Annotated in this window: 21 protein-coding genes; 8 read left to right on the plus strand and 13 right to left on the minus strand. The window is 66.5% G+C overall.

Annotated features, from left to right (window positions below; genetic code table 11):
- Nucleotides 1-102 precede the first annotated feature (102 nt).
- Nucleotides 103-1,560 (plus strand): DUF5129 domain-containing protein, encoded by a 1,458-nt coding sequence (locus FBY30_RS16390; protein ID WP_142133673.1) that lies wholly within the window; start codon nucleotides 103-105, stop codon nucleotides 1,558-1,560.
- A gap of 132 nt (nucleotides 1,561-1,692) precedes the next feature.
- Here the strand turns inward: FBY30_RS16390 and FBY30_RS16395 are convergent, their stop codons facing one another.
- Entirely contained in the window at nucleotides 1,693-1,965 is a 273-nt protein-coding gene (locus FBY30_RS16395) for a YegP family protein (RefSeq protein WP_142133674.1), read from the minus strand.
- A 191-nt stretch (nucleotides 1,966-2,156) separates the two neighbouring features.
- Nucleotides 2,157-2,864 carry a DUF4386 family protein gene (locus tag FBY30_RS16400; protein WP_160141488.1) on the minus strand — a complete coding sequence of 236 codons (708 nt, stop codon included), beginning with the start codon at nucleotides 2,862-2,864 and terminating at the stop codon, nucleotides 2,157-2,159.
- A gap of 160 nt (nucleotides 2,865-3,024) precedes the next feature.
- Here FBY30_RS16400 and FBY30_RS16405 point away from each other — a divergent pair, with 160 nt between their 5' ends.
- On the plus strand, nucleotides 3,025-3,378 hold the full coding sequence (locus FBY30_RS16405) for a hypothetical protein (RefSeq protein WP_142133676.1): 354 nt from the start codon (nucleotides 3,025-3,027) through the stop codon (nucleotides 3,376-3,378).
- Between the two features lie 64 nt (nucleotides 3,379-3,442).
- Here the strand turns inward: FBY30_RS16405 and FBY30_RS16410 are convergent, their stop codons facing one another.
- Both FBY30_RS16410 and FBY30_RS16415 read right to left on the minus strand, forming a co-directional pair.
- Nucleotides 3,443-3,913, minus strand: a complete 471-nt coding sequence (locus tag FBY30_RS16410) for a GyrI-like domain-containing protein (RefSeq protein WP_142133677.1) — start codon at nucleotides 3,911-3,913, stop codon at nucleotides 3,443-3,445.
- 55 nt (nucleotides 3,914-3,968) lie between these two features.
- The gene (locus FBY30_RS16415; RefSeq protein WP_142133678.1) at nucleotides 3,969-4,337 is read right to left on the minus strand and encodes a DUF5655 domain-containing protein; all 369 of its coding nucleotides are present in this window, start codon (nucleotides 4,335-4,337) and stop codon (nucleotides 3,969-3,971) included.
- A 242-nt stretch (nucleotides 4,338-4,579) separates the two neighbouring features.
- On the opposite strand from FBY30_RS16415, the gene FBY30_RS16420 reads away from it, so the two are divergent.
- From FBY30_RS16420 to ppsA, 4 genes are read left to right on the plus strand one after another with little or no spacing between them, the layout of a single operon-like run.
- Nucleotides 4,580-6,553: a heavy metal translocating P-type ATPase gene (locus FBY30_RS16420; protein ID WP_142133679.1), complete on the plus strand. Its 1,974-nt coding sequence runs from the start codon at nucleotides 4,580-4,582 to the stop codon at nucleotides 6,551-6,553.
- A 46-nt stretch (nucleotides 6,554-6,599) separates the two neighbouring features.
- Nucleotides 6,600-7,061: a universal stress protein gene (locus FBY30_RS16425; RefSeq protein WP_142133680.1), complete on the plus strand. Its 462-nt coding sequence runs from the start codon at nucleotides 6,600-6,602 to the stop codon at nucleotides 7,059-7,061.
- Entirely contained in the window at nucleotides 7,058-9,619 is a 2,562-nt protein-coding gene (locus FBY30_RS16430; RefSeq protein WP_142133681.1) for a cation-translocating P-type ATPase, read from the plus strand. The genes FBY30_RS16425 and FBY30_RS16430 overlap by 4 nt, the downstream gene beginning before the upstream one ends.
- 40 nt (nucleotides 9,620-9,659) lie before the next feature.
- Complete coding sequence (gene ppsA / locus FBY30_RS16435) at nucleotides 9,660-12,101, plus strand: phosphoenolpyruvate synthase (protein WP_142133682.1); 2,442 nt, start codon at nucleotides 9,660-9,662, stop codon at nucleotides 12,099-12,101.
- 96 nt (nucleotides 12,102-12,197) lie between these two features.
- Here the strand turns inward: ppsA and FBY30_RS16440 are convergent, their stop codons facing one another.
- The 4 genes from FBY30_RS16440 to FBY30_RS16455 all read right to left on the minus strand — a co-directional run bounded on the left by FBY30_RS16440 (nucleotide 12,198) and on the right by FBY30_RS16455 (nucleotide 16,573).
- The gene (locus FBY30_RS16440; RefSeq protein ID WP_142133683.1) at nucleotides 12,198-12,620 is read right to left on the minus strand and encodes an Hsp20/alpha crystallin family protein; all 423 of its coding nucleotides are present in this window, start codon (nucleotides 12,618-12,620) and stop codon (nucleotides 12,198-12,200) included.
- Nucleotides 12,621-12,633: 13 nt separating this feature from the next.
- The gene (locus FBY30_RS16445; RefSeq protein ID WP_142133684.1) at nucleotides 12,634-15,153 is read right to left on the minus strand and encodes an HAD-IC family P-type ATPase; all 2,520 of its coding nucleotides are present in this window, start codon (nucleotides 15,151-15,153) and stop codon (nucleotides 12,634-12,636) included.
- A gap of 24 nt (nucleotides 15,154-15,177) precedes the next feature.
- Nucleotides 15,178-16,044: a universal stress protein gene (locus FBY30_RS16450; protein ID WP_142133685.1), complete on the minus strand. Its 867-nt coding sequence runs from the start codon at nucleotides 16,042-16,044 to the stop codon at nucleotides 15,178-15,180.
- A 70-nt stretch (nucleotides 16,045-16,114) separates the two neighbouring features.
- Nucleotides 16,115-16,573 carry a pyridoxamine 5'-phosphate oxidase family protein gene (locus tag FBY30_RS16455; protein WP_142133686.1) on the minus strand — a complete coding sequence of 153 codons (459 nt, stop codon included), beginning with the start codon at nucleotides 16,571-16,573 and terminating at the stop codon, nucleotides 16,115-16,117.
- A 270-nt stretch (nucleotides 16,574-16,843) separates the two neighbouring features.
- Between FBY30_RS16455 and FBY30_RS16460 the strand changes: the two genes are divergently transcribed.
- Entirely contained in the window at nucleotides 16,844-18,559 is a 1,716-nt protein-coding gene (locus tag FBY30_RS16460) for a GAF domain-containing sensor histidine kinase (RefSeq protein WP_142133687.1), read from the plus strand.
- Between the two features lie 9 nt (nucleotides 18,560-18,568).
- On the opposite strand, the gene FBY30_RS16465 is transcribed toward FBY30_RS16460, so the two are convergent.
- The gene (locus FBY30_RS16465; RefSeq protein WP_142135354.1) at nucleotides 18,569-19,192 is read right to left on the minus strand and encodes a response regulator; all 624 of its coding nucleotides are present in this window, start codon (nucleotides 19,190-19,192) and stop codon (nucleotides 18,569-18,571) included.
- Between the two features lie 333 nt (nucleotides 19,193-19,525).
- On the opposite strand from FBY30_RS16465, the gene FBY30_RS16470 reads away from it, so the two are divergent.
- Nucleotides 19,526-20,035: a universal stress protein gene (locus FBY30_RS16470; protein WP_142133688.1), complete on the plus strand. Its 510-nt coding sequence runs from the start codon at nucleotides 19,526-19,528 to the stop codon at nucleotides 20,033-20,035.
- On the opposite strand, the gene FBY30_RS16475 is transcribed toward FBY30_RS16470, so the two are convergent.
- The 4 genes from FBY30_RS16475 to FBY30_RS16490 all read right to left on the minus strand — a co-directional run bounded on the left by FBY30_RS16475 (nucleotide 20,018) and on the right by FBY30_RS16490 (nucleotide 24,066).
- Nucleotides 20,018-20,518 carry a hemerythrin domain-containing protein gene (locus FBY30_RS16475; protein ID WP_142133689.1) on the minus strand — a complete coding sequence of 167 codons (501 nt, stop codon included), beginning with the start codon at nucleotides 20,516-20,518 and terminating at the stop codon, nucleotides 20,018-20,020. The two genes, FBY30_RS16470 and FBY30_RS16475, sit on opposite strands and share 18 nt — an antisense overlap.
- Entirely contained in the window at nucleotides 20,515-20,832 is a 318-nt protein-coding gene (locus FBY30_RS16480) for a DUF3040 domain-containing protein (RefSeq protein WP_142133690.1), read from the minus strand. Before FBY30_RS16480 ends, FBY30_RS16475 begins: the two co-directional genes overlap by 4 nt.
- Before the next feature lie 40 nt (nucleotides 20,833-20,872).
- Nucleotides 20,873-21,133, minus strand: a complete 261-nt coding sequence (locus FBY30_RS16485) for an SHOCT domain-containing protein (protein WP_235009465.1) — start codon at nucleotides 21,131-21,133, stop codon at nucleotides 20,873-20,875.
- Nucleotides 21,134-21,288: 155 nt separating this feature from the next.
- Nucleotides 21,289-24,066, minus strand: a complete 2,778-nt coding sequence (locus FBY30_RS16490; RefSeq protein ID WP_235009466.1) for an HAD-IC family P-type ATPase — start codon at nucleotides 24,064-24,066, stop codon at nucleotides 21,289-21,291.
- Nucleotides 24,067-24,105 lie beyond the last annotated feature (39 nt).

Here is a 24,105-nt window from a genome sequence, read left to right on the forward strand (position 1 = left end):
ACTGCCCTCCTGACCGGACCGGCCATCACCCCCGGGGGACCTTCGGCCCTTTGGCAGCCCTGCCCCTTGGTTTCATCCTGATTCTAAGTAACGGGGAGGGATATGGGCAGCGTGGTCAGCCGGATTGCCGCGATGATGCTTGTCCTGGTTGCACTCCTTTTGGGGACTGCGGCGCCGGGCACAGCGGTGGCACCCGTTGCTGTCGTTGTGGAGGACACCGCAGGGGTGCTTGACCAGAACACCCTGCTGCCCGCCGTCGAGCGCATCCAGTTCTATGAGCCCACCCGCGTCGCCGTCTTCACCTACAACGGAAGGACCGAGGACAACCTTAATGAACAGGTCCTCAAATTCGCCCGGTCCAAACATCCCGAGTGGATCAGCGCCGACGGTCAGAAATGGGCCGACGGGCTGTTCATTTTCGCGCTCGACCCCGTTGGCCGCCATGTGGGCACCTACATGGGCGAGGACCGGAAGGTGTCGCTGGAACAGCGCAGCGACATCCAGGACGCGTCAAAGGACCTGTTCCGCGATGCCCAGTGGACTGACGGCACGGTGGCCGGCATTCGCCGTGCCGCCGAACTCATCAACCAGCCGTGGTACCGGTCCGCCGCGTTCCTGATCACAGCATGGGTCACCGGTGGCATTGCGGCACTGGGTGCTGCCGCATGGTTAATCGTCCGCGCCGTGACCAGGAGCGCCTGCCGGAAACAGATCGAACGCGGGGACCGCAGCTACTCCAACGTCAGCATGGACCTGGACGTGACGGAACTGAACGCCGGGACCATCCCGGAATCGTCCCGCTATGGGAGCCAGGTCCTGGAGAAACACCGCACCTTCCTGAGCCGCTATGCCACCGTCACGGAACTGTCCAACCAGGTGCACGCGTTGGGCAAACGGTCCTTGAGCAGCCGGAAGAACCTCAAGCTTGCCCGCGGGTTCGCGGACAGCGCCGCCGAACTGGATGCGCTGGACGACGTCATTGCTGACAGCAACGCCTTGTTGAACCGCGCCGACACCTGGCCCACTGCATGGGACCGTCAACTTGCCCCCTTCCGCAAGGACCTGGCTGGACTGGAGCAGCTCCTAACCAAGCGGCACGGACAAGGGGACTCCGCCACGGCCGCCGCGCTGCGGTCCTTCCGTGACGAAAGCCTGCGGGAGATCGAGCGGTGGACCGCAGAACTGGCGGACGGACGGATTTCACCGGAAAGGGCCCTGGACCGTCTTTACGAAGCACGTACCCGGCTTTCGGAACTCTTGGAGAACCACGCGGAAACGGTCATCCAGGGTTTTGCAAAGAACGAGCGGGAGGCGCGGCTGATGCGCGAGCAGATGGAGACGGCGCATGAGGGCCTGGACCACCGCCGTCAGCGGACCTACGAGCCCAGCATCCTGGGGACGGTGTACCCGTCCTACCAGTTTTTCTCTGTCGCCACCTTCAACTCCGGATTCAATACCGGGGTCAGCGGCGTCAATTCGGCCAGGGGCGGCGGCAGCACCACCGGTTACGGCAGCAGCGGCGGCAGCTTCTCCGGCTCCGGCAGTTCGTCCGGCTTCTAGTTCTCCCGGGGTCTTTGTCGCCGCCTTGCCAGCAGAAGACCACACAGGAGTGGGGCCCATCGTCCTCGATGAGCCCTACGGGCCTAACTGGCTGAACGGCAGTCCGCCTGCCGCCCTACACGCGCTTCGGCCTTATGCCGCCCCAACGGTACCGAGCCTGCGAGCGCTGCGGCGCACGGTGTAACGGGGGTGCGGGGCCGCGGCAAGCACGATGCCCGGCGGCGTGGGCGCAACGTCCCGGATCAGTCCGGTCCCTGCGCACTCGCGTACCTCCGCTATTGCTGCAGCCGCCTCCTGTTTGTCGGTGAACTGTCCGGAAACTGCCAAAACATGCCCATCGGGCATCACAAGCCTGAACCGGATCTGCGAGTCCTCATCAACGAACAGTTCGAACGTACCTGCCATATGCCTTGTTCTCTCCTCAGGGTCCTGCCGGCGTCGACGTTGACGCAGGCGGCGGCCTGGCCCGACTTCCGGTCCAGCAACCCGGGACGCACAACCCAGCAACGGTGCATCATCCGGCCTGCAACCAGCTTCTCAAAGGGCCGGACCGGTCTTTTAGGGACCAAAGTCCCTGACTGGCGGCTCCGGGGATGCTAGCCGGCGGGGCGGGACAGGCGTATCAACGCGATTCCGGTGCCAATGAACCACAACCAGAGCAGGACGCCGTAGCCCCAGTAGAAATTTGGGACTGTATGGCGAAGGACCTCGCTGAGCACCCCCAAGGCGCCGGTGCCAATGCCGAGCCACGCCAGGTACTGCGGGAAGGGCGCCCCTGCCGTGAGCATTGCCAGTCCCATCAGGAGAATTCCGAGGGCAGAGAGGACGCCGACGATGGCGGGTGTGTTGTTTTCGGCGATGATGGCTTCAGCGGCGGTGGCGTAGCCGCTGCGTTCACCATCCGTCCCGGCGGCAATGTAACGGTCGCTGAGATAGACGAGGTTGAGGGAGCCCCGGCTGCTGACCGGGACAGCAAGCAGGAGCGCCCAGGGCAGGGCGCCAAAGATCAGTGCGATCAGGGGCAGGCTCTTCCGGAAGGGCATAAGCGCCACAAAGAGGGCTGTGAAAACAAGCACCGGCAGGATGTTCGGCAGGATCCACAGGACCTGCTCGGCCACGTAGTTCGTTTTGTTGGCCGCAATGAACTGCAGCGTGGCGGCTCCGCCGTGCACCGGAGGGGGCGCCAGGAAGTCGAGCACCAGCGCAGCTATCAACAGGAGGACGAACAGGATCGATGACGCCCCCGCCGTGAGATAGAGGAGGCCCCACCCCGGCTGCGCCTGGGACGCACCATGCCCTTTCATGCCTGGAGCCTGCCATTCGTGGAGCGCGCCAAACAGTGCCGTTGGGCCCGGCTGCCATGTCCCGCGGTTGCTGCCTTGCGTGACCAAGGTCCCTGGCCCGCTGCGCGGCTTCCTGACAAAATGCCGCCTTGAATATCGATTGCCGTGACGGGAGGAAGACATGCCGACAAATGACGCACACCCGGGCGACGGCGCAGAGGAGAGGTTGCGGATAGAGCTGGAGGACGCGGCATCCGTAAAGTGGTGGGCGCGAATCCTCTACACCCTTGGCTCGCAGTATGGACGCACCCAGCTGCGGTTTGTTGGCAGGGCGGAGGACGGGCGGAGGCTTTATGCCAGCGACACATTCCCCGGGCCGCCCCTGAACGCCACCGCGCCCGCAGAAGCCTGGGCTCCAGGCCTGCAGGCCAGCCTTAGCCAGCTCCGCAGTGACCTGGCCCGCGACGGCTGGACGGAAGCCAGCCACGGGGCGCAGCCGTGGGACTTAACCTTTATCCGCCGCAGGGGTTCATGACCCGGACGGCCGGCCGGCACGTTGCCTTCCCGGCCCCGCGTCTTCAGGTTCCGGGCCCGCCGCCTTACGTGACCGGCCAAACGACCCTGGTTTGCCAGGTTGCAGGATCCGGCTGCTGTTCCGGATCGGTCAGGTAGTACTCCCACATTGTGTCGGAGGGGGTGGCGCCGTCAGCTTCCATGCGTTGCCGGATGGCATCGTAGGTGGTGCCCAAAGTGTCATAAGGGCCGGTATGGACAGCTTCGAATGCGTCCGTGTCAGGAAGCGCCCCGCTGGCCACTTCGCCTGTCCCTTGGAAGTTTCCGGTGATAGGGAACCCGGCTTCAACATCCACGGTTTCCCCCGGCATTCCGTGGTACATGGCAAACGGCGGGCCGGCTGGCCTGGCTCCCTGCATCTGGACCGCGGCCATCACGGCGCCAAAAGCGCGGCCGAAAAAGCTGGTCAGCGCCTCCATGGGGACCTTTTCACGCACTACGGCAACAGGTTGTTCAGCGACATGGATCTTTCGGGGCTGCTGGCCACTTTCACTCATGGCATCAGCCTTGCCAGCCCGGCCCCGGCGTGACAGGGCCATAGGACTCTAACTGTCACCCCGCGGCGCCGTATGCCTCCTGCATCCAGGTCCGGACCTCGGCATCGAGTTGGCTGCTGTCAGAGAGCTCCAGATGGTGCATCCATGTTCCGGCCGAAGGATGCACGACCTGCTTGAAGCGGGGCGAACCCAGGTCCCGCGGCAGTGCCAAAGACAGGACAAGCGGAACGGAGGATTTCACATAGACCCCGGGCCGCCAGAGGTACGCGAACCCGCGGCGCCGGCGGAAGGAGATCTGGCTTTTCCCCACCCTTATCTCATGGGGTCCCAGGGCCGCCGCCATCCGCTCCGCGGCTTCGTAGAGAACAAGCGCGGTGGGCGCTCCGTCAAAGAACTGCTCCACCGCCCGCGGCTGTACCGACAACCGCCCTAAGCCTTGCCGGCGTTGATTGTTATGGCTTCCATATACGCTCCGGTATGGGTCGGCGGCAGGTCTGCGCTCCAAGCATGCCGCGGCATTAGGTGCCGTGGGAAGGGCCGAAGGTCGCATGCCGGAGCGTGCAGGGGGACAGGCCGGGGCCAAATGCCCTAGCCCGCCCGGCGGCAGCAGGGTAGGTTCAGTGCCATGTGCGATGACGTTCAGCGCCCCCTGCCGACGGGCCCTGGATGAGGAAGCAGGCTTCCCCACCCGCGGCAACCGGCGGGGGTCCCGGCAGCCTTGATGCCGGGGAACCGGCCGGTTCCCCCATGGAAAAGTCGTGGGGCTTCCTCAGGCGGTATCCCGTCGTCGCCCTGACCCTTCTGGTGCTCCTGGCCACGCTGGTGCTGGTTCAGTTCGGGCTGGAACTTCAGGTCCGCATCCTCGCGTCGGCCTACGCGGCGGTGATCGTGGTGGCGCGTGCGGCCGGCATGGTCCGGTCGCTGCGCGGGGGCCGGTGGGGCATCGACCTTTTGGCCCTGATGGCCATTGCCAGCACGGTTGCGGTGGGCGAGTACCTGGCGGCCCTGGTGGTGATCCTGATGCTCACCGGCGGGGAGGCATTGGAGAACTTCGCGCAAGGACGCGCTGCGCGCGAACTGCGGTCCCTGCTGGACCGGGCTCCCCGTTTTGCCCACCGCGAGGAATCCGGCGCCGTGCTGGCGGACACCCCTATCGGCGAGGTTGCGCCCGGGGACGTACTGGTGGTCCGCCCGTCCGAATTGGTACCCGTCGATGGCGAACTCCTGTCCGATTCAGCCACCCTTGACGAATCATCGCTGACGGGCGAAAGCCTGCCGGTGGAACGCATTCGGGGGGAACAGTTGCTCAGCGGCGCGGTCAACGGCGTGGCGGCCATTCGGATGCGGGCAGCGGCCACCGCGGCCGACTCGCAGTACAGCCGCATCATCGCCCTGGTGGAGGAGGCCTCCAACAGCCGCGCCCCGGTGGTCCGCATGGCCGACCGCTACGCAGTGCCCTTCACCCTCCTGGCCCTGGCCATGGCGGGAACGGGCTGGCTGCTGTCGGGTGAGCCGCTGCGCTTTGCCCAGGTCCTGGTGGTGGCCACGCCGTGCCCGCTGCTGATCGCCGCGCCGGTGGCATTCCTGGCCGGTACCAGCCAGGCCGCCCACAAGGGCATCATCATCAAGAACACCAGGACTCTTGAACAGCTGGCGAAGGCACAGTCTGCGGTCTTCGACAAGACCGGCACCCTCACCTCCGGGCGTCCCGTCCTCGATGAGATCAGGGTGGCACCCGGCCACGGGGAAACGCTGGGGAGCCGGAAGATCCTGCAGCTTGCCGCGTCCGCGGAGCAGTACTCCTCGCATGTGTTGGCAGCCTCGGTAATCGACGCCGCCACGGCAGCCGGCCTTCGTCTCCTGCCCGTGCAGCAGGCGACCGAGAACGCCACCCACGGAGTGGAGGCCGTCTGCGACGGCCAACAGGTGGTGGTGGGAAAAGCAGGCCTGGTCCGCAGCTCATCAACCGGGTTCCGGGAGCCTGCGGTCCATAGCGGCCAACTGGCCGTCCACGTGGCGGTCGACGGCGGGTACGCCGGCGCGTTGATCATGAAGGACCCATTGCGCGGCAATGCCGTGGACACCCTGGCACGCCTGCGCAGCCTCGGCGTGCAGAACACCATGCTGTTGACCGGCGATGCGCGCGCCACGGCCGCCCATATTGCCGAGGAAGCCGGGATAGGGCAAGTCCAGGCGGAGTGCCTTCCCGAGGACAAGGTCACCACTGTCGCCGCCCTGGCGGAACGGCCGGTCCTGATGGTGGGCGACGGGGTGAACGACGCTCCCGTCCTGGCCGCCGCGGACGTTGGCATCGCAATGGGGGCCAAGGGCGCCACGGCGGCGAGCGAATCGGCGGACGTGGTGATCATGCTCGATGACCTTTCCAAAGTGGCCCAGGCCGTGGCCATCGGAAAGCGCACGGTGGCCGTCGCCCTGGTGAGCATCTGGACGGGAATAGGACTCAGCCTTGTCCTGATGGCCATCGCCATGACCGGATACATTCCCGCCGTCGCCGGCGCGCTCCTTCAGGAACTGGTTGACCTGGCCACCATCCTGAACGGGCTCAGGGCACTGCATGGTGCTGACAAGAAGCCCAGTGCCGGCCGGAAACACGGTCCACGGAGACTGCCGGCGGCATGACTTTTGGCCCTTCCCAGCCCAGCTCTCAGCCGGGATCGTGGTGAACATGAACGCAGAAACAGGAGCCAAGCCGGTCATCGTGGGCGTGGACGGGTCCGAATACTCCTCCGCAGCCCTCCGCTACGCGGGCACGCTGGCGGCCCGCCTGGGCGCCCGGCTCGAGGTCATCTCCTGCATCGGGATGCCGGACTACCTGGTCATGTCACGGCTGGAGGGGGCGGACCGGCAGTTTACAGCCAGGCTGGAGGATGCTGCCGGGCGCTTGGTGGAGGACGCCCTTGGCCGGGCGTTCTCCGGTGACCGGCCGGAAAACATCGACGTGACCATCAAGTTCGGATCACCGGCGAAGGTGCTGGTGGACGAGAGCCGGCGGGCGCAGATGCTGGTTGTTGGACGGCACGGCGAAGGCGGCCTGCTCAAGTCGTCCATGGGCTCCGTCAGCAAGGCCTGCGCTGCCCACTCCAACTGTCCGGTGCTCCTGGTTGGGCAGGAGGCGGACGCTGTGTGAGCACCGCGGAGGGCCTAAGCTCTGAACGGGCCGCGCAGCTCCTGAAGCAGGCAGGCCCCAACCAGCTTCCCGCGGAAAAACCCGTTCCGCAGTGGCGGAAGCTCTGGGGCGAAATGACGCACTTCTTCGCCCTCATGCTGTGGTGCGCCGCCGGGCTGGCCTTCATCGCTGACATGCCGCAACTCGCAGTGGCGATCATCGTCGTCGTTATTGTCAACGGAGTTTTCGCGCACATCCAGCAGGAACGCGCCCAGCATGCCGCCGCCAGGCTGCGGGGCCTGCTGCCCGCCGACGTAGTGGTCCGGCGGGACGGGACGGTGCGCAAGGTCCACGCCAGTGAGCTGGTGGTGGGTGACGTGGTGCTCCTCGCTGCCGGCGACCGCATCCCCGCGGACACGGTGCTGCTGTCAGCATCGGCCTGCGCCGTGGATGAATCCATGCTGACCGGAGAAAGTGCCCCGGTGCCGAAAATCGCGGGTGATCCGGCCTGGGGCGGCACCTTCCTGGTCAACGGTTATGGCGAGGCCTCAGTGTCGGCAACCGGTGCCGGAACCAGGCTCGCCGGGATCGCTGCCCTGACCAGCGGGGCGGTTCCTCCGCCCACGCCGCTGTCCCAGGAACTGCGCCGCATCGTCCGCGTGACCGCTGGCATGGCGCTGGGCATCGCTGCGGTCTTCTTCCTGGCATCGCTGCTGGTGGGCTTCCAATGGCGGGACTCGTTCCTGTTTTCCATCGGCGTTGCCGTTGCACTGGTCCCGGAAGGCCTCCTGCCAACCGTCACGCTGTCGCTTGCCATGGGGGCCCAGCGCATGGCAGGCCGCAGCGGGCTGGTCCGGAACCTCGAAGCAGTCGAAACCCTGGGCTCAACCACCTTCATCTGCACCGACAAAACCGGAACCTTGACGCAGAACCGGATGAACGCCGTCGAAGTCTTCACAGTGGCCGGTCCTGTCCAGGTGGCGGGCCAGGGATATGCGCCCGACGGCGGCGTCCAGGGGAGCGGGGTGGAAGAGGCTGCCGACGCGGCGCTGGCAGCGCGCACGGCCTCGCAGGGCCGGGCCGAGTTCCGCGACGGACAGTGGCGGGCGCAGGGCGACCCCATGGAAGCGGCCATGGACGTCCTGGCCCGCAGGCTGACAGGCACCGAGGCCGGCCCTGCCCCCTGGCGCCGGTTGCCGTTCGATCCGGTGCGGCGCCGGGAATCGGCCCTGGTTGGGACGGACCTTTTCTGCAAAGGCGCTCCCGAAACCGTGCTCCCGGTCTGTGAAGCCGTGCCCGGTCCGGTCAAGGAACAGGTGGAGGTGATGGCTGCGCGCGGGCTGCGCGTCATCGCCGTGGCCCGGCGCCGGCTCGGGGGAGCGCCTGTTGCCTGGCAGTCCACTCCAGCCTTGGAGCTTGAAACCGGCATGGAACTCCTGGGCCTGATCGGGCTGCAGGACCCGCCCCGGCCGGATGTGGGGGACGTGATCCGCACGGCGCGGCAGGCGGGACTCAGGATCGCCATGATCACCGGCGACCACCCGGCCACGGCAGCGGCGATTGCCCGCCAGATCGGGCTGACCGGCAGCCCCGAACTGGTGCTGGAAGGCGCCGACCTGCCGGAGGACGACCAGATGCTGGGCGCACTCCTGGACCGCGACGGCGTGGTGGTCAGCAGGGTCTCGCCCGAGCAAAAGCTCCGCGTGGCCAAGGCACTGCAGAGCCGCGGCCATGTGGTGGCGATGACCGGTGACGGCGTCAATGACGGCCCGGCACTCCGCGAAGCGGACATCGGTGTGGCCATGGGCCTCAGTGGAACTGACGTGGCGCGTGAAGCCTCGGATCTGGTCCTCCTCGACGACCATTTCGGCACCATCGTGGCCGCCATCGAACAGGGCAGGGCCACGTACGCCAACATCCACCGGTTCCTTACGTACCACCTCACGGACAATGTGGCCGAACTGACCCCCTTTGTCGTCTGGGCGCTCTCCGGCGGCCAGTTCCCGCTTGCCCTCGGGGTCCTGCAAATCCTCGCTTTGGACATCGGCACCGACCTGCTGCCCGCCTTGGCCCTCGGTGCCGAGCCGCCCGGCAGGCGCATCCTGGCCCGGCCACCCGAACGACGGCATCTGATGGACCGGCAGTTGATCATCCGGGTCTTCTGCATCCTGGGTCCCGTGGAGGCTTTCATGGAAATGACCGTGTTCTCCGCTGTCCTGGCCGGCGGCGGGTGGAGCCGGGGCCAGGTACCGGAGGCAGGGGTCCTGATGGTTGCCTCCGGTGCTGCTTTCACGGCCGTCGTCCTGGGCCAGTTGGCCAACGCCTTCGCCTGCAGGAGCGCCACGGTGCCGCCCTGGAAGCTGGGGTGGGGGACCAACAGGCTCCTGGTATGGGCCGTCCTGGCTGAACTGGCCATCCTTGCCGTCTGCCTGTACGTGCCCTACCTCGCCATGCTGCTGGGCCAGGCACCGCCAACACCGGTGGGCTTCCTGCTGGCGCTCCTCGCGGCCCCTGCTGTGCTGACGGCGGACTGGATCCACAAATCGGCCCGGGGGCGGCTGCGGCGGAGCAGGACCTAAGACTCTGCATGCCCCGGCCGGCGAAGACCAGAATCAAGCCATGAGTGCCGCCGCAGAAACGTCCCTGGCCAACGCCAACGTCAAGTGGATCGAAGACACCGGGATCGCGGACATCCCTTCCGTGGGAGGGAAGAACGCTTCGTTGGGCGAGTTGAGCCGTGCGCTGCAGTCCGCAGGGGTCAGGGTTCCCGAGGGGTTCGCCACCACGGCCGCCGCCTACCGCGCGTTCCTTGCTGCCAACGGCCTGGAGCCGCGGATCAGGCAGCACATGGAGGACCAACGGGCCGGAACATCCACGCTCCGCCAGGCCGGGGCGGCGATCCGGGAGCTGTTCCTGCAGTCCACCTTCCCTGCGGACATTGCCGCGGACATCCAGGAACACTACAGCGCCCTGTGCCAGCGGGCGGGGCAGGACCAGCTCGCCGTTGCGGTCCGCAGCAGCGCCACCGCGGAGGACCTGCCGGACGCCAGTTTCGCCGGCCAGCAGGAAACCTTCCTGAACGTGGCAGGCGGGCGCGCGGTCCTGGATGCGTGCCGGCGCTGCTACGCTTCCCTGTTCACCGACCGCGCCATCAGCTACCGCGAAATGAAGGGATATGACCACCTGGACGTCGCCCTGTCCGTGGGGGTGCAGCGGATGGTCCGCTCAGACCTTGGCGCATCCGGGGTGATGTTCTCAATCGACACCGAGTCCGGCTTCCCCGGCGTGGTGGTGATCAGCGCAGCCTGGGGACTGGGGGAGACGGTGGTCCAGGGAACCATCAACCCGGACAAGTACCAGGTGTTCAAGCCGCTCCTGGCTGAAGAGCGTTTCAACCCCGTGATCGAGCGCGAACTGGGCGCCAAGGAACGCAAAATGGTGTACAGCCAGGGTGGGGATGCGCGGACCAGGATGGTGGAGACCTCCGAACGGGAGCAGCGCTCGCTGGTGCTGGCTGACCGGGAGGTGGTCCTGCTGGCCCGCTGGGCCGCTGCCGTGGAGGAGCATTACGGACGGCCCATGGACATGGAGTGGGCCAGGGACGGGATCACCGGAGAACTCTTCATGGTGCAGGCAAGGCCGGAAACCGTTCAGGCCCGCAGGAGCACAACCACGTTCCGGACGTACCATCTTGCAGAGCCCGGGAAGGTCCTGGTCACCGGCGCCGCGATAGGCGACGCGATAGCCCGGGGCCAGGCCTGCGTGGTGCGGGAGGCCAAGGACATCGAATCCTTCGTGGACGGCTCCGTGCTGGTCACCCGGATGACGGATCCGGACTGGGTGCCCGTGATGAAGCGTGCGGCAGGCATAATCACGGACCACGGCGGCCCGACCAGCCATGCGGCTATCGTCAGCCGCGAACTGGGCGTGCCCGCCGTCGTGGGCACGCGCAACGCCACGGAAGCACTGTCCGACGGCGTCCAGGTCACCTTGTCCTGCGCTGAAGGCGAGGAGGGCCGCGTCTACGAGGGACTGCTGGATTTCTCAGTGGAAGACGTGGACATGCAGGCGCTTCCGGCCACCCGCACGGCCGTGATGATCAACATCGCCAGCCCTGCCGCGGCCTTCAAGTGGTGGCGGCTGCCGGCCGCCGGCGTGGGCCTGGCCCGGATGGAGTTCATCATCAACAACCTGATCCGCATCCACCCCATGGCCCTGGTCCACCCGGAGAAGGTGGCGGACCCGGACGAGGCTGCGCTCATCCGGCAGCTGACCAGCGGCTACGAAGACCCCCAGGAGTACTTCGTCGACGTGCTGGCCACCGGAATCGCCAAGATTGCCGCCCCGTTCCATCCCAAGCCCGTGATCGTCCGGCTCAGCGACTTCAAGACCAACGAGTACGGCCACCTGATCGGCGGCAGCGCCTTCGAACGCCCGGAGGAAAACCCCATGCTCGGGTTCCGTGGTGCCTCCCGCTACTACAGCAGCCACTACCGGGAAGGGTTCGCCCTGGAATGCAAAGCCCTGAAACGCGTGCGCGAGCAGGCGGGGTTCGGCAACGTCATCGTCATGGTTCCCTTCTGCCGCACGGTGCGGGAAGCGGACCAGGTGATCCAGGCGATGGAGGAGCAGGGATTGGTCCGCGGCAGGGACGGGCTGCAGCTCTACATGATGTGCGAGATCCCGTCGAACGTGGTCCTGGCAGCGGAATTCGCCAAGCGCTTTGACGGCTTCTCCATCGGGTCCAACGACCTCACCCAGCTGGTGTTGGGCGTGGACCGCGACTCGGAGGAGCTTGCCGGACTGTTCGACGAGCGGGATCCGGCAGTGATGGCCATGATTGCCGAGGCGATCAGCAAGGCCCACGCCGCCGGCATCAAGATCGGCATCTGCGGACAGGGGCCCAGCAACCATCCGGACCTCGCCGAGTTCCTGGTCAGCCAGGGCATCGATTCCGTGTCCCTGAACCCTGACACCTACGTGCGGACGCTCCCGGTTATAGCAGCGGCGGAGGCACGGACTTCCAGGCTGCAGCCGGCTGGGACGGTGCGCCAGGCCTGACTGCTGCGTCACGTTCGATGCCGGCGCGCGAAAGTGCCTGGCCCCCAAGGTTCCATCCCCTGGGAAGCCAGGCACCGGCGTCGTACTTAATCGTCCTCAACCCCTGCTGATGGGGATCTTTGACGCCCCGGCTTCCTGCTCCTGCGCCGGCATCGGAGCCCGGACTTCGAGGAGGCCGTCCTTGTACGAGGCAGTAATGTCGCCTTGCTGGACACCGCTGGGGAGCGGAATGCGCCGCATGAAGGAACCGTAGCGGAATTCGGACCGGTAGCTGTCCTTGCCCTTTTGCTCCTGCTTCTCCTGCCGCTCCGCCTTGATCGACAACACGCCATCGGCAACTGTGACATCAACGTCCTTTTCCGGATCTATGCCGGGCAGTTCAGCCCGCACCACGAGCGTGTTGCCGTCCATCATCTCCTCAACCCGAATGGCCGAGGAACCCATGTCGCCTTCGAACAGCCTCTCGATGACATCCATCGGGGAGCGCCGGGTATCGAACCATCTCATCAGGTCAGTCATTCTTGCCTCCTGCTCAAGTGGAAGCCGGACCATCGCGTTGCCCGGCATTTCCACCATCCCCTTCCCGTGCCGCCGCTTCCAGAGTCAAAGGTCCCAGCCGGCCTTGGTGGCTACGCAGGGATGGCCGCCGGGTGAACCGCCCCACCAGCTCGATGGCCACGCAACCTGCGGCGGCAACTGAGGTGGAAAGGATCAGCAGGCCGGGGGGTGGCCAGTCCACCCGGAAGAAGTCCTGTGCCACCGGGACGGTGAACAACAGGAGCAGCCCCGCATACATTCCGGCCAGGATCAGGACTTTGATCCGGTTGAGGGGACGCGAGGCCATCACCAGGATCCACGCAGCCACCAGCCCCAGGGCCAGGGTGGCTGCGGACTGCGCAGACTCCTCGCTGTGTCCACCCCAGGTCTGGGCATAGCCGCTGACCGCCAGGACGCTGAGGGCGGCGCAGATGCCCGCTGGCACAGCGAACGCCAGGGAACGCCCGAGGAAGCCGGGAGCGTAGCGCTGCCCGCCGGGCTGCAGGGCCAGGAAGAACGCCGGCAGGCCAATGGTCAGCCCGTCCAGGGCCGACAGCTGCCGGGGCAGGAACGGAAAGGCCAGCAACAGGATGCCGGACACCACCGAGATGATGGTGGCGTAGACGGTTTTGCTCAGGAACACCAGGGAAACGCGCTCAATGTTGCTGATGGCCCGCCGTCCCTCGTCCACCACAGCGGGCAGCCGCTCGAAGCGGCCGTCAAGCAGGACCAGGCGGGCCACGGCCTTGGTTGCGGGGGACGCAGAGTCCATGGCGATGCCCAGGTCCGCCTCTTTGAGCGCCAGGACATCGTTCACCCCGTCCCCCGTCATCGCCACCGTGTGCCTCCGCCGTTTCAGGGCCTGGATCAGGTCCCGTTTCTGGGACGGCGTCACACTTCCAAAGAGGCTGTGGGCCTCCACCGTTTCCTCCAGTTCAAGGGGATCGGTGGGAAGCGTGCGGGCGTCATAGGCCACGCCGCTTCCAAAGCCCACCCCGCGCGCCACGGCCCCCACCGTGCGGGGATCATCTCCGGAGATGATCTTGACGGTGACCCCCTGCCGCCGGAAGTAGTCCAGGGTCGAAGCTGCATCCCGTCGGATGCTCTCGCGGAAGGTCAGCAGCATAACCGGGACCAGCTCGGGCGGGAGCCCTGTCCTTGCGGCATCCGGGGGCAGCGGCGCCGGCAGGTACACCAGCGCCAGGGTCCGCAGGCCCGTTGCGGCGAGGGCGGTGGCAGCGCCGTGCGCCGTAGCGCTGCCGGGGGCGTGCAGCACCGCATCCGGTGCTCCCAGGATCCAGGTGCCGGCAGCTGCAGAGCCGGCCGCGAACGTCACGGCGCTCCACTTCCGTGCAGACGAGAAGGGAACCGAGTCCTGCTCCTGCGGCGGAACCTGCGCAGGGAAGGCTTTTCCGATGGCTGCCGCTGTGCTGCTGGCCTCGGGATTGGCGCCGAACCATTCCAGCGCCTCCCGCCAGCCGGGGGCAGGAACCGTCCCGGCGTCGTGGATGGCGTCGAACACGATGGAGCCGGAGGACAGGGTGCCGGTCTTATCCAAACAGAGGACATCCACCCGTGCCAGCACCTCCACGGCGGCAAGTTCCTGGATCAGCACTTTTTGGCGGGCAAGCCGGAGCCCGCCCACGGCGAAGGCCACGCTGGTCATGAGGAGCAGCCCCAGCGGAATCATTGCCATGATGCCCGCAACGGACCCCACGGCCGCCGGTACCCACCGCCCTGATCCCATGGCACCGGCCCACCCGCCCTGCTCCTGCATCTGCGCATTGGTGAGCAGGAGGGCAGTGGGAAGAAGCAGCCACGTGATCACGGCAAAGACCTTGCCCAGGCCCCGCCGGATCTCCGACGTCACCAGGGAAAACCGGCGCGCCTCGGCTGCCAAACCGTAGGCGAAGGTGTCCGGCCCCACCCGGAGTACGGTGGCCCGCCCCTTGCCCGCGAGGACCAGGGAGCCGGAGAGCAGTACGGCACCGCCCTGCTTGGGGACGGGCTCCGATTCGCCGGTCAGCAACGATTCGTCCACCTCAAGCGGATTCCCGTCCAGCAGCACCAGGTCCGCCGTGACCTGGTCCCCGGCGTTGAGTACCACCAGGTCGTCCGGGACCAGTTCTTCCGAGGAAATGGTTTCCCGGGCACCGTTCCTGACCACCGTGCTTCTGGCGGCATGCAAAATGGCAAGCTGGTCCAGCAGGCGCTTGGCCCGGTATTCCTGGATGATGCCAATCAGCGAGTTGCTGACGGCAGACAACCCGAACAGCGCATCACGCCACTGGCCAAGAACCAACAGCAGGATGAAGCACCCGCCCACCACGCCGTTGAAAAGGGTGAACACGTTGGCCTGGACAATCTCTCCGACCGTCCTGCTGGTAGCGGTGGGCACACCGTTGATGCGGCCGGCAGCAGTGCGCTCCCGCACTTCGGCAGCGGAGAGTCCCTCCCGGGCATGGCGCACGTCCAGGCCCGGGACCGGAACCCCGTTTCCCCCAGCTATCGTCATGGCCAGGCCAGGATGCTGACCCGGTCAGTCCTGGTGCTGCTGCCTGTGCATACGGGTGATGACCGTGGGGCAGGGCGGCTGGGTCAGCACCGCGTGTGCCGTCGACCCCAGAAGGAGCCGTTCAAAGCCACCCTTGCCACGGCTGCCCAGGACCAGCAGACGGGCGCCGGCAGCTTTACGGAGCAAGGCGTCAGCAGGCTCCAGCACGGTTTCCATCACGGTTTGCACCCTGAGATCCGGGTAGTCCTGCCGGAGGCCGGCCTCAGTTTCGGACAAGACGATCTGCTCTTCCTCCATAACGTGGGTTGCGAAACTGCTTTGCGGCAGTCCGGCGGAGATCCAGCGGTTGGGGCCGGTGAACGCGTAGAGGACCGTCAGCTCCTCCCCGAGGGCGTCAGCTTCTGCTGCTGCAAAGGCAACGGCCTGCGTTGCTTCGCGTGATCCGTCCACGCCGACCACGATGCCGCGGCCGTGCTCCTGGGCATCGCCGATGACAGCCACGGGGCACTCTGCCGTAGCCGCCGCCTGCAGGGCCCGGTCCGTCAGCGCGCCGCGGGTGTGGCCACTGGTGCCAAGGACCAGCATGCTGGCATTTTTGGAGTAGTCACCCAGGGCGGCCCCTACGCCGCCTTCCAGGAGCTGGAGGGTAACCTGCAGGCCGGGCTCGGCCGCGGTGGCTTTCTCGCCGGCTTCCTTCAGCAGGCCCAGGCCCGACTCCCGCAGGACTTCAAGGTAGGGCAGGACTTCGGCGGCCATCCACCGGTCGTCCACAACATTCACGACGGCGAGGGGGAGCTTGTGCCTGTTGGCCCGGGCTGCTGCCCACAACAGGGCGGCGTTGGACGCCGAGGAATCGGTGATGCCGACGGCGATTGGCTTGGCAGGTGCCATGGGTGACCATCCTTTGTGGGTTCGTTTGGGGGAGTGCTCTGCTGGAGCAGGGGAGCGTTCGGTTGCCGGCCTAATCCGCGGTCGGTTCCCGCGGCGGCCACCAGTGGGTTGGCGCGGCGATGACGAACCTGCGCCCACTGATCTCCTGCGGCGTGATCCGGATCAGGATGTTCTTTTGGCCGGGCTGCCAGGGTGAAAGCCCGGCATCCATGGCGTCCTGGGTTTCCTCGGCATCGGAAACGATCACCGCGTGCCCCTTGAGGATGACGCTCCAGGCAATGGTGCCGTACTGGTTCATCCCGTCCGCCTCGACGGCCACTGCTCTCCGTTCAGTGAGGGAGGCAAGCTTTGTTCCTTCGCCGGTGCGGATCAGCAAGGTGCCGTTGGTGGGGACAAAGTTCACGGGATAGTTCTCCACCGTGTCCCCATCGGTGAAGGCAATCCTGCAAAGGGACGTTGAACGAAGGTATCGCCAGCAATCGTGGACGCCCAGTTCCTTGATTTCCGGTTCAGTCGCGGCAGTATTCATGGCCGTAGCCTAAAGCCGGGCGCCGTCCCCGGCTAGGGAAGAAGGTCCCGCGCCCCCTAGCGCCCCCAATCCGGCACTATCGAAGGTATTTTTCCCCATGCCCTCCTAGAATTAGTTGCGAAGAGCCTTCATGCTCAGGTGAAGGTGGAATTGGGGGCGGAGGCCGGCACTTCCGTTTCGAACACTTGGACCGCGCCAGGGACCTGCAGCGCCGCAGGTTCCTGCCGCAGGAGGTGGCACGTGAGTTCTGAGCAGCCTTGGCGCTCGCCGATGAGGGACAGAGTTGAAGACCTGGTGCGGGACTTCACGGCCCGCGGGGACGAATTGCTTGACACGCAGGAACGGATCAACGGACTGTTGGCGGCGGTGGTGGCCCTCGCTGAGGACCTGAGCCTTGAGGCCGTGCTTGACCGGCTTGTGCGGTCCGCCTGCGCCCTGGTGGGCGCGAGGTACGGCGCCTTGGGAGTCATCGGCGAGGACCGCAGGCTGAGCCACTTCATTACGGTGGGAATCGAAGAAGAAGGAATCCGTTCCATCGGCGACCTTCCCACCGGCCACGGCGTGCTGGGCCTCTTGATCCGCGAGCCGAAACCCCTGCGCCTCCATGACCTTGGCCAGCACCCCATTACGTCCGGGTTTCCTGCGAACCATCCGCCCATGAGGACCTTCCTGGGCGTGCCGGTCCGCGTCCGGGATGAGGTGTTCGGCAACCTCTACCTGACTGAGAAACAGGGCGGGGAAGACTTCACCGTGGAAGATGAAGACCTTGCGGTGGCCCTTGCTGCAGCGGCCGGAGTGGCGATCCAAAACGCCCGCCTGTTCGAAGACAGCAGCCGGCGGCAGAAATGGCTCGAGGCGGGGATGGAGCTGAGCAGCAGGTTGATCGTTACCTCCCACCCCGGGGATGGGGACAACCTGGATGTTGTTGCCGATACCGCCCTCAAGGTGTCGGACTCCGCGCTTGCAGTCGTGGCCGTTCCGGCTGGTGACGGCACGCTTCGCTGCCGGTCATGCCTCGGGGTGCAGGGTCTGCAGGCAGGCCAGGAACTCATGGTTTCACAAGCGGTATCGAGCGTCCTCGAGGGCGGCGGATCTTTGGTGGTGAAGGATCCGCGGCAGGTGTTCGAGGACGGGGTCGCGGAAAAGCTCGGCTCCGTACTCGTGTGTTCGCTCGGGCACAGCTCCAGCGACAATGGGGTCCTGCTGCTGGCGCGCGCACAGGGTACGGCTGTGTTCAGCCAGGCTGAGGCAGAGTCCAGCGCCATCTTTGGAAGCCGGATCGGACTGGCGCTGGACCTGGCCCGTGTGAACGCATTGCGTGAACAGAACCTTCTGTTCACGGACCGGGAACGGATTGCCCGGGACCTGCACGACCTGGTCATCCAGCGCCTGTTTGCCGCAGGGCTGAGCGTCCAGAGCTTGCGGCGCTACACCCTGGATCCTGTGGCGCATGAGCGTATCGCCGCAGTGACCGCGGAGCTCGATGACACCATCCGCAAGCTGCGGGACACCATCTACTCCCTCCGGACAGCGGATGAGGAACGCGAACCGCTGACGGGCCGGATCCTGCGGGTGGTCCGGGAGACTTCGCGCAGCTACGCCCTGACCCCCAAGGTGTCCCTGGACGGACCGGTGGACTCGATCCGTGAGGACGTGGCGGTGCATCTGTTGTCAGTGCTGTCGGAGGGGCTCAGCAATGCACTGCGGCATTCCGGTGCCGACGACATCCAGGTCACCGTCGCGGTGGAGCCTGGCAATGCTTCGGGTAAAAGTGCTGATGGCAGGAACGCCAATGCCGGGAGTGCCAATGTCCGCAATGCGGTCCAGCTCCTCATCCATGACAACGGCCGGGGTTTCGCCGAGCCCGGCCAGGTGAGCGGCCTGGCGAATATGCGCCACCGTGCGGAACTGCTGAAGGGCAGTTGCCTCATCGACAGTGAGCCGGGGCAGGGCACGTCTGTCCGGTGGTCGGTACCACTCGCCTGACCTGTCCGGTCAGGCGGAGTCCGGTGAGCTCTTGGTGACGTACACGGCCGCCTGCGTCCTGCGCTCGAAGCCCAGTTTGGCCAGGATGGACGAAACATAGTTTTTAACGGTCTTTTCCGCCAGAAACAGCTCGTCGCCGATCTGGCGGTTGGTCAGCCCCTGGCCGATCAGCGCCAGCACCTTCTTTTCCTGCGCGCTCAGGCCCTCCAACCGGGGATCGGTGGGTGCGGTGGAAAGCCCGGTGATGATCTGTTGCTCCACTCCCGGGTCAAACAGCGATTCGCCGGCAGCGGCCCTCCGTATCCCGGCCAGGAGATCGTCGCTCCTGATCTGTTTCAGGATGTATCCGGAGGCCCCTGCCAGGACTGCCCCGCGCAGGGCCTGTTCGTCGTCGTAGCTGGTGAGGATCAGGCAGCGCAGGCGCGGATCAAGGGAACGAACGTCCCGGCAGACTTCGATTCCCGTGCCGTCGGGAAGCCGCCCGTCAAGGATGGCAATGTCCGGGTGCAGGGCCGGGATGCGGCGGGTCGCTTCGGCAGCAGACCCGCTTTCGCCTACTACAAGGAACCCTTCGCCTTCCAGCAGGTCCTTCAGCCCCTGCCTGACAAGCTCATGGTCATCGAGGATGAACACGCGGACCGGCCCCAAAGATCCTGTTGGCCCATCAGTCCCTGCTTCATGCTTGTGCACCGAACGCTCCCAATGTCTTCAGGATCTTGACCCCGCAGCATACGGGGTAGCCCCGGGGAGGGCATGGTCCCATTGTTACCCGGGGAGGCGGGAGCGGGAAGGGACCAAAGCCATATAACCGAATCCCACCGCCCGATGGCCCAACCACTCCCGCCCGCCCCCACCTGATGACCTTCGGCCCTTCCCCGGGCAGCGTTTGTGGTCCATTCTGGGACAATTCGCAGGAGAGTACCCGGCCACAGGAAAGTGGATGGCAGGACAGCGATTGGAGCCGGTATGAATGCCCCTGGACCGCACCCGAGGATCATCGTTGGCGTGGACGGATCCGAAGCCTCCGTCGCCGCGCTCCGGGTGGCCAGGGCCATGGCGGAACCCATGTCGGCGAAAGTCGAAGCCTGGGCGTGCTGGGACGTTCCGGCGGGCTATGGGGTGTACCTTGCCGTCGGGATCGAGGGGTTCAAGTATGCCGCGGAACAAGTACTCAACCAGGCCCTCGCGGAGGCTTTCGAGGAAGTGCCGCCGTTCGTGCATCCGCGGCTGGTCCGGGGCAAGCCCGGCCCGGCGCTGATTGATGCCAGCCGCAATGCCTCGCTGCTTATCGTCGGCAGGCGGGGGCACGGAAGCTTCGTCCCCGGTTCGGTGAGTTCGGCGTGCGTGAGCCACGCGCACTGCCCGGTGCTGGTGGTCCACAGCCCCGAGACAGAAGCCCCGGAGACAGAGACGCGGACAGAGGCGGCGGCCGAAGAAGTGGGCGGTGCCCATCCCCGTTCAGCCGTGGTGCCCTGACCGGCCTTCTCCCACCAGTTCGTGGAGTCCTTCAACTGCATGGGCGAGCGACAGCCCGGGGGATTGGACGACGAAGGGCATCAGCAGGCGGTTCTCTTTGTCCAGGTGCAGCGCGAAGATCCGCTGGATGGCGCCGGCCGCCACTGCGGCGGAGACCCCATCGGCCGTCCTGAGCTCCTCGACCTGGCCCACGATGACCTGATGCTCGGCCAGCATGCCGTCCACCAGCAGCTTGGCCTCAGGCGTGCCGTGCGGCCCGCTGTAGAGCGGACCTTCCTCGGCCAGGGCATGTGGCACCAGTTCCTTGTCACACCAGTCGAGAAGGGTGCTTTGCGCAGCCTGGGCAGCGGCGGCGTCACCCTCCACAGCCTCGATGAGCAGCCCCACCAGCCCGTTGAGGTGCCGCAGCATATCCGCATGGTGGGCCTCCACTGCCTGCAGCGCCTGCCGCTCAGACGATAGGTCCTTGCCGTTTCCGTTCATTCGTTGTTGCCTTCCAGTTGGCCGACGTGCCGGTTCCTGCTGCGCAAGGACCACCGAAGGTCCTTGATGGCCCAATAGGCGCCGCCGTTCATGACGGCAAACCCTGCGATGCCCACCGAAGGGACCCGGATCACCAGGCCAAGGAGGAGGATGCCGACGCCTGCCGCGAAGAGCATTAATCCCCGGCTGATGCGGGTCCGGAGGGACAGCGCGGCGATATCCCGGCTGAGCAGGCCGGCGAGCCGGGGATCGTCTCCTTCCAGGCCATGGCCGATCAGTTCGAGTTCGCGTTTCTCGAATTCAGAGAGTGGCACAGCTGCACCCCACTGTCCGTTGCCTGCGGGAACCACGGAATCAAGTACCAGGCTGGCCGCGCAGGACGGCCAGCCGGTTCTGGTATTCCACCGCGTCGATTTCCCCGCGGGCAAAGCGCTCGGCGAGCACGTCCTCCGCCATCCGCGGGGTTGGCTGCATGGGGTGCTGGGAGGGTGCCCGCAGGGAACGGGCCAGCAGGACGATACCGGTAATGATCGCCCCCCAGACCACCACCATGCTGATGCTCATCAGGACATAGCCCCACAGGCCCATGCCGTCATTCCAGCCGTACACTTCCACGACCTCCGGTCCTACAAGGCGGGCGCCAGCCGTCTGCCTTTCCCTTTCAGTATCGGGCGCTCCCGGCGCGGGCGGGAGAGCCGTTGGTCCTGTTCCAGCGCTGCCGGACGGTGCGGGAACCGCAACGGCTTAAGCGGGTTGCTGAACCCGCTTAACTAAAAGCCCCGGCGCCGGAAGCGCTTGTCCACGGCGACGACGATGGCGGCCAGCAGCGCGAGGCCGAAGATCCGCAACCACGCCTCTGCGCTGATGGCGGCAGTGTGGAAGAGCTCGTTCATCAGCGGGATGTAGGTGAGGGCCAGCTGGCCGGCTGTCTGGACCAGGACGCCGAGGAGCAGCCAGCGGTTGCCGAAGGGCCTTATCCGCCAGGCGGGGCGGGTTAGGGACCGGCAGCTGAAAAGGTAGAACACCTCCACCGCCACGAAGAGATTCACTGCGGAGGTGCGGGCCTGCGCTACAGATGCGCCTACGGCGACCTCGTGTTCGAAGAGCCACCAGGTCCCTGCGACCAGGAGGGCCGAGACCAGCAGGGTCCGAAGAGTGAGTGCCCACGTCAGGAGGGGGCGGTCAGGTGCCCGGGGTGGCCGGGACATCAGGCCCGGCTCCTTTGGCTCGAAGGCGAGCATCAGTCCAAGGGCGACGGCGGTGGTCATGTTGATCCAGAGGATCTGGGTGGGCAGGATAGGCAGCGTCGCCCCCAGCAGGATGGCCACGAGAATCACCAGTCCCTCTGCCATGTTGGTGGGGAGGGTCCAGACGATGAACTTGGTCAGGTTGTCGAAGACATTCCGCCCCTCCTCCACCGCTGCCTCAATGGTGGCGAAGTCGTCATCGGTCAGGACAATGTCCGAGGCCTCCTTGGCCACCTCGGTGCCGGTGCGTCCCATCGCAATGCCAACGTTCGCCTGCCGCAGGGCCGGGGCGTCATTCACGCCGTCGCCGGTCATGGCGGCCACGTGCCCGCGGGACTGCAGGGCATCAATAAGGCGAAGCTTCTGTTCAGGCGAAACGCGTGCAAAAACCGTGGCGCGCTCCACGGCATCCGGGAACCGGTCAGCCGGAATGTCGTCCAACTGCGCACCCGTCAGGGCGGTCCCGGCGTCGTGGTCCGCGGCCAGACCGACCGCCGAGGCCACCGTCACCGCCGTCCGTACGTGGTCTCCGGTGATCATCTTGACTCCCACCCCGGCACGCTGGCAGGCCGCGACTGCGGCCGCGGCCGCTGACCGGGGTGGATCGTGCATGGCTTGGAGCCCGGTTAAGGTCATCCGGCCCCGCAACTCCATGGCGGACAGGTGGCCGTCGTCCGTTGGAAGCCGCATCATGGCGGTGGCGAGCACCCGGAGCCCGGTGTCCGCAAGCGCGTGTGCAGATGTGAGCACCGAATGTCTGCTGAGGGGCCCGGCGCCGCCGTCGGTGTCCATTGCGTGGCCGCAGAGGTCCAGCACCCGCTCCACGGCGCCCTTGACGAACACCGTGCGGCCGCCGCCGTGGGGAGGCGCCGGGGCGTGCAGTGTTGCCATGTACTGCCGCTCGGAGATGAATGGCTGCTCCGCCTGCCGCGGGTTGGCGGCCAGGAAATCCCGGACCCGGATGCCGCCTTTGCCTGCTGCCACCAGCATCGCCGCCTCGGTAGGGTCACCCCGAACCTGCCAGCCGGACGCCTCGGGCCGAATGCTTGCATCGTTGCAGGCAGCACCGCCCAGGAGGGACCAGTACAGGGCCGCGTCCCGCTCCTGCGGCGGCGCTGCCGCGCCAGGTGCCTGTCCGCCGGGGACGCCGTCTCCGGTTGACGGGATGATGTGCCCCTCCGGTCCGTAGCCGGTACCCGTGACGTCGTACCTGCCCGACGGCGTCCAGATTGTCCGCACGGTCATCTGGTTCTCCGTGAAAGTGCCCGTCTTGTCCGAGCAAATCACCGTGGTGCTGCCCAGCGTTTCCACCACGGGAAGCCGGCGGACCACTGCACGGCGGCGGGCCATCCGGCGGACGCCGATGGCAAGCGTCACGGTCACGGCGGCGGGAAGGCCCTCCGGGATGGCGCCCACGGCCAGTGCGACGGCGGCTGTGAACATTTGTCCCGGGCGTTCCCCATGTGCCAGGCCGGCGAGGAAGGCCACGGCGGCGAGGGCAAGGATGGCCAGGGTGAGCGTGGTGCTGAACCGTGCCAGCTTCAGGGTCAACGGCGTGGCCACGGGGCGGACGGCGCCCATGAGGCGGTGGATCTCGCCGAGTTCGGTTTCGCCGCCGATGGCGACGACGATTCCTGCGCCCGTGCCGGCGGTCACCAGTGTGCCGCTGTACAGCATGTTCCTCCGGTCGGCCACGGGCGTGACCCGGGGGAGTACCACCTCGTCCTTGGCCACGGGATCCGATTCTCCCGTAAGTGCGGATTCGTCCACCCGGAGGGTGGACAGGCGTACCAGGCGCAGGTCGGCGGGTACCTTGTCTCCCGCCTCGAGCACCACAAGGTCTCCGGGGACAAGGTCTTCGGAGGGGACCTGCTTCCTTTCACCGCCGCGCATCACGGCGGCGTGTGTGCGGACCAGCGAGTGGAGGGCATCCAGGGCTGCTTCTGCCCGCACCTCCTGGACGAACCCGATCAGTGTGTTGACCAGGACCACCGCGAGGATGACCCCGGAATCCAGGAATTCACCAAGGAACACGGTCACCACGGCGGCGGCCAACAGGACATAGACCAGCGGGTTGTTGAACTGGCGTCCCAGCTTGTGGGCAATGCCCCCGCTGCGCGACCGCGGAAGCTCGTTTCGCCCGAATTGCGCGCGCCGGCGCTGCACCTCGTCATGGCCCAGGCCCCTGACGGCGTCCGTTCCCAGCAGGATCACCACTTCGTGTACCGGCAGCCCATGGTGGGCAGGATCCTGGGCACCGTCCTGCCTTCGGCGGCCCGATCCCGGCACCGGACTCTTCAACCGCCCCTTCCTGGTGGTCCGCCGTCGTGCTTCACTGGC

Source organism: Arthrobacter sp. SLBN-83 (assembly GCF_006715285.1).
Classification (GTDB): Bacteria; Actinomycetota; Actinomycetes; order Actinomycetales; family Micrococcaceae; genus Arthrobacter.

Bases quoted from the DNA above. Each gene is read 5' to 3' on its own strand.
- FBY30_RS16420 (WP_142133679.1), top strand. From the start codon at position 4,580: ATGAGGAAGCAGGCTTCCCCACCCGCGGCAACCGGCGGGGGTCCCGGC.
- FBY30_RS16455 (WP_142133686.1), bottom strand. From the start codon at position 16,573: ATGAATACTGCCGCGACTGAACCGGAAATCAAGGAACTGGGCGTCCAC.
- FBY30_RS16470 (WP_142133688.1), top strand. From the start codon at position 19,526: ATGAATGCCCCTGGACCGCACCCGAGGATCATCGTTGGCGTGGACGGA.
- FBY30_RS16460 (WP_142133687.1), top strand. From the start codon at position 16,844: ATGAGGGACAGAGTTGAAGACCTGGTGCGGGACTTCACGGCCCGCGGG.
- FBY30_RS16405 (WP_142133676.1), top strand. From the start codon at position 3,025: ATGCCGACAAATGACGCACACCCGGGCGACGGCGCAGAGGAGAGGTTG.
- FBY30_RS16400 (WP_160141488.1), bottom strand. From the start codon at position 2,864: ATGAAAGGGCATGGTGCGTCCCAGGCGCAGCCGGGGTGGGGCCTCCTC.
- FBY30_RS16450 (WP_142133685.1), bottom strand. From the start codon at position 16,044: ATGGCACCTGCCAAGCCAATCGCCGTCGGCATCACCGATTCCTCGGCG.
- FBY30_RS16410 (WP_142133677.1), bottom strand. From the start codon at position 3,913: ATGAGTGAAAGTGGCCAGCAGCCCCGAAAGATCCATGTCGCTGAACAA.
- FBY30_RS16440 (WP_142133683.1), bottom strand. From the start codon at position 12,620: ATGACTGACCTGATGAGATGGTTCGATACCCGGCGCTCCCCGATGGAT.
- FBY30_RS16445 (WP_142133684.1), bottom strand. From the start codon at position 15,153: ATGACGATAGCTGGGGGAAACGGGGTTCCGGTCCCGGGCCTGGACGTG.
- FBY30_RS16475 (WP_142133689.1), bottom strand. From the start codon at position 20,518: ATGAACGGAAACGGCAAGGACCTATCGTCTGAGCGGCAGGCGCTGCAG.
- FBY30_RS16390 (WP_142133673.1), top strand. From the start codon at position 103: ATGGGCAGCGTGGTCAGCCGGATTGCCGCGATGATGCTTGTCCTGGTT.
- ppsA (WP_142133682.1), top strand. From the start codon at position 9,660: ATGAGTGCCGCCGCAGAAACGTCCCTGGCCAACGCCAACGTCAAGTGG.
- FBY30_RS16395 (WP_142133674.1), bottom strand. From the start codon at position 1,965: ATGGCAGGTACGTTCGAACTGTTCGTTGATGAGGACTCGCAGATCCGG.
- FBY30_RS16425 (WP_142133680.1), top strand. From the start codon at position 6,600: ATGAACGCAGAAACAGGAGCCAAGCCGGTCATCGTGGGCGTGGACGGG.